The organism is Methylobacterium sp. P3_A11 (genome assembly GCF_056403155.1).
On sequence record NZ_JBFUGA010000213.1, the window covers coordinates 1 to 3,076 of the forward strand.

General features: G+C 61.3%; 6 protein-coding genes and 1 pseudogene. 4 read left to right on the top strand and 3 right to left on the bottom strand.

What is annotated here, in order from left to right; translation table 11 throughout:
- Positions 1 to 177: pseudogene (locus AC1DXK_RS30595) on the bottom strand (IS6 family transposase); the annotation flags it as partial.
- A gap of 291 nt (positions 178 to 468) precedes the next feature.
- Between AC1DXK_RS30595 and AC1DXK_RS30600 the strand changes: the two are divergent.
- Genes AC1DXK_RS30600 through AC1DXK_RS30610 form a run of 3 tightly spaced genes read left to right on the top strand, consistent with a single transcriptional unit; the run spans position 469 to position 1,161 of the window.
- Entirely contained in the window at positions 469 to 651 is a 183-nt protein-coding gene (locus AC1DXK_RS30600; RefSeq protein ID WP_456686440.1) for a hypothetical protein, read from the top strand.
- A gap of 29 nt (positions 652 to 680) precedes the next feature.
- A complete protein-coding gene (locus tag AC1DXK_RS30605; protein WP_456686441.1) occupies positions 681 to 920 on the top strand; it encodes a hypothetical protein in 240 nt (79 codons plus the stop codon).
- 49 nt (positions 921 to 969) lie between these two features.
- The gene (locus AC1DXK_RS30610) at positions 970 to 1,161 is read left to right on the top strand and encodes a hypothetical protein (RefSeq protein ID WP_456686442.1); all 192 of its coding nucleotides are present in this window, start codon (positions 970 to 972) and stop codon (positions 1,159 to 1,161) included.
- 126 nt (positions 1,162 to 1,287) lie between these two features.
- Here the strand turns inward: AC1DXK_RS30610 and AC1DXK_RS30615 are convergent, their stop codons facing one another.
- Positions 1,288 to 1,650, bottom strand: a complete 363-nt coding sequence (locus AC1DXK_RS30615) for a DUF4186 domain-containing protein (protein WP_456686443.1) — start codon at positions 1,648 to 1,650, stop codon at positions 1,288 to 1,290.
- Between the two features lie 67 nt (positions 1,651 to 1,717).
- Between AC1DXK_RS30615 and AC1DXK_RS30620 the strand changes: the two genes are divergently transcribed.
- On the top strand, positions 1,718 to 2,512 hold the full coding sequence (locus tag AC1DXK_RS30620) for a DUF72 domain-containing protein (protein WP_456686444.1): 795 nt from the start codon (positions 1,718 to 1,720) through the stop codon (positions 2,510 to 2,512).
- Between the two features lie 316 nt (positions 2,513 to 2,828).
- Here AC1DXK_RS30620 and AC1DXK_RS30625 read toward each other — a convergent pair.
- The coding region (locus tag AC1DXK_RS30625) for a DDE-type integrase/transposase/recombinase (RefSeq protein WP_477299679.1) at positions 2,829 to 3,076 on the bottom strand (248 nt) is incomplete at its 5' end.

The following is a 3,076-nucleotide window of genomic DNA, read 5'->3' on the forward strand; positions in this document are numbered from 1 at the left end:
CCAAAGGTTAGCGGTTAGCACCCAGCGGCGGACGCTCTCGTACGTGACGATGATGCCGCGCTCGGCCAGGAGCTCCTCGACATGGCGGAAGCTGAGGGTGAAGCGCAGGTACATCCACACGGCGCGCTGGATGATGTCGCGCGGAAAGCGGTAGCCGGAGTACGAGAGCGGGCTCATGCGGCCCGGCTACGATGCTGGATCGGTCGCGGCAAGCCGGCGACCTTGCCAACGTGACAAGCCCGCGCCAAGCACGGCCTCAAAGAGGATCAAAGCGGGTCGGCGCATCAGGCATGGCAGTCCGCTTCGATGGTTGTGCGCGAGCTAGACCGGCTGGAGGCCAAGCTCAGGCGATGCCTTGCAATAGACCGCTGCAATCGCTCCTAGAAATCTGCCGCTCAACGCCCTGGTGAAAGCCTGCGCAGAGGCGTATTGTGAACCGCAGGATGCACCAAGCGGACGGAGGTCGGTATGACCTTCATCGTTACCGGCTTGAACCTGACAGGGCCGATCCTCATCGACTACGACACAGCGATCGGCGCGTTAAAGAAGGCGGCCGAGCTGATCTGGACCGGCTATGCTGACGTGCGGATCGCGGACCGGGAAGGCGTGCAGTACACGCCGTGCGAGTTCGTCCGCCTCTTCGACCTGTAGGTGCTTCACCTTTCTTGGGGGGAATGGTCATGCTGTTCTTCGCTCTCCTATTCGCGGGTCTTGCCATCTTTGGCTTATGCGTCGGCTTCGGCACCATCGGCCGGCCCATGTACGGGCAGGCGCCCAACAGCTACGGCTGGGTGCTCTCCATCAACGGCGCGGCCCTTGCCGCCTACTTCGTGCTCACGCGAGCCCGACGAGCACTACGGGTGCGGCATGGCGCAACCACTAGTGCGAACCACACGCCGCCGAGGTCATTGTTAGATTGAGGCGCCATCTCCATCCATGCGTCTCCGAAGATCCTTTAAGGAGAGGCACATGCCCAGGATCAGCGTGAAGCTCGCCGGCGACGGCACCCACACAATCATGCGGGACCACGCCGCTATTGCGTGCGGCATGAATCTCGATGAGGCGGAGAACTTCGTGACCTTTCTGCGGGTGTCGGCGCGGCTGCGGCGGACGCACTGCCTACCGGAGGCGCTGCGCAGGCGTGGGGCACCGGCCGCCTAGCACGTCTCCCCTAGCCGGCGCTTGTCTGAGTCACCGCGCGTTTTTCAGCCTGGAAATCCGGTAAGACCCTTCATGTGATACTCGCACCGAATTATCGCCGATTTGAGCTCAGCACAGAACCATCAGTTATGCGCCATCGACATTCTGTGAGCGCAGCCAGTGCCCGCTAGCCTCGACCACGTGCGCCTGCTCGACAGCGGTCAACTCCCGTCCCGCAAGTATGGTGTACCACTTGGCCAAACAGCCGCGGCAGCAGGTGGCCGTCGCATGCTGTACCATAAAGGCACGATGGCCGCGAAAGGGCGTCTGCTTACCGTCGTTCCTCGGCTCGGCGGGCGCAAGGCGCCGTTCCACGAAGTTCCGTGCATGCTCTAGAACCATCGGCAGGCCTGTCTCTCGAAGATGGGCCTGATCGGCGGACGCGAGCCGAAGCCGCTGCCGGAATGCTGACGTCGAGAGACGACCAAAGACTTCTTCAAGCGCTCGCATGCGCACATGTACCCGACTGCCTTCCGCCGATCTGGCCGGTATGGCTTATTGCCCACTGTAACAGCTGATGCATGCACCAGACCCCATCGCGATCGGAACCGCGGGCTGGAGCCTGCCGAAAGCCAACGCCTCACAATTCCCGGAAACCGGCAGCCATTTAGAGAGGTACGCGCAGCGCTTTTCTGCGGTTGAGATCAACACGTCCTTCTATCGGCCACATCGCGTCTCGACCTACGAGAAGTGGGCCGCCGCGGTGCCAGACGGGTTCCACTTCGCCGTAAAGGTGCCCCGCGCGATCACGCATGAGCGACGCCTCACCGGCGTGGACGAGCTCTTGGTTCGCTTCCTAGGCGAGGTGGCGAGCCTTGGGCCGAAGCTCGGGCCGCTGCTTCTCCAGCTTCCGCCGAGTTTGGTTTTCAACAGGGCGTCGGCCGAACCATTTCTGGCAACCTTCAGGCAGATCTTCCCGGGGGACATCGTTTGCGAACCGCGCCACGCCACCTGGTTTGTTGAGGACGCCGATAAACTCCTCAGCGAACTCGCGATCGCCCGAGTCGCTGCTGATCCCGCGCCAATCCCGGGTGCAGGCAAGCCGGGTGGTTGGCTGGATCTTGCCTACTACCGGCTTCATGGCTCCCCACGCATGTACCATTCGGTTTATGAGCCGCCTGTACTCACCCGGATGGCCGAGCGCTTGCACCAGCAAAGTGCCCTCGGACGTCGGGCGTGGTGTATCTTCGACAACACCGCAGAATTTGCGGCAACAGGAAACGCGCTGGACACTCTTGCACTGATCACAGCGCGTAAGACTCACAAGACACAATCTCTCGACAGAATAGGAAGGGTTTCACAGCGTATTTAGCAGCACTTATTGGCTCATAGGTGCCGAATGATCAGTGATAACGCGTCACTTCGACCATACTTTTTAGCATAACACTGTCTTTCTTTGCTCGAGAAATGAGCTTATTGGTCCTCCGGTTATATCGATTGCGCATTTTATTTTGCTTCGGGGCTCGGAGCCTCAGTGCGACAGCTGTTGTCAACGCCGGCTCTATGACGCAGATTCGGCGCCGTAGAGCGGACCAGCAGCTTTGCGCCCATCTCAGCCATTCGGTGGTTTTCGGGGCCTGTCGCAAACCGCGAGGTAGGTCGCAGCTCAGGCTAAATTGGCCTCGGTTTCAGGTTTTGTTAACCGCCTGAAGTCCGAAGCAGACCCCGAGCAGCCGGTTCTGCTCGCACACGGTCCACGCGCCGGCAAAGCCGAAGCCCTTGCGCAGCCACAGCATCGCCTCGAAGCCGCAGATCGTGCGCCGCGCCGTGTGGAAGGACCGGAAGCCGCCCACCCGCGGCATCGCTCGCTTGACCCGGAAGTGGTCACTCTCGATGCCTTGCTGCAGGTGCTTGGTCACATAGTGGAGCGGCGCAC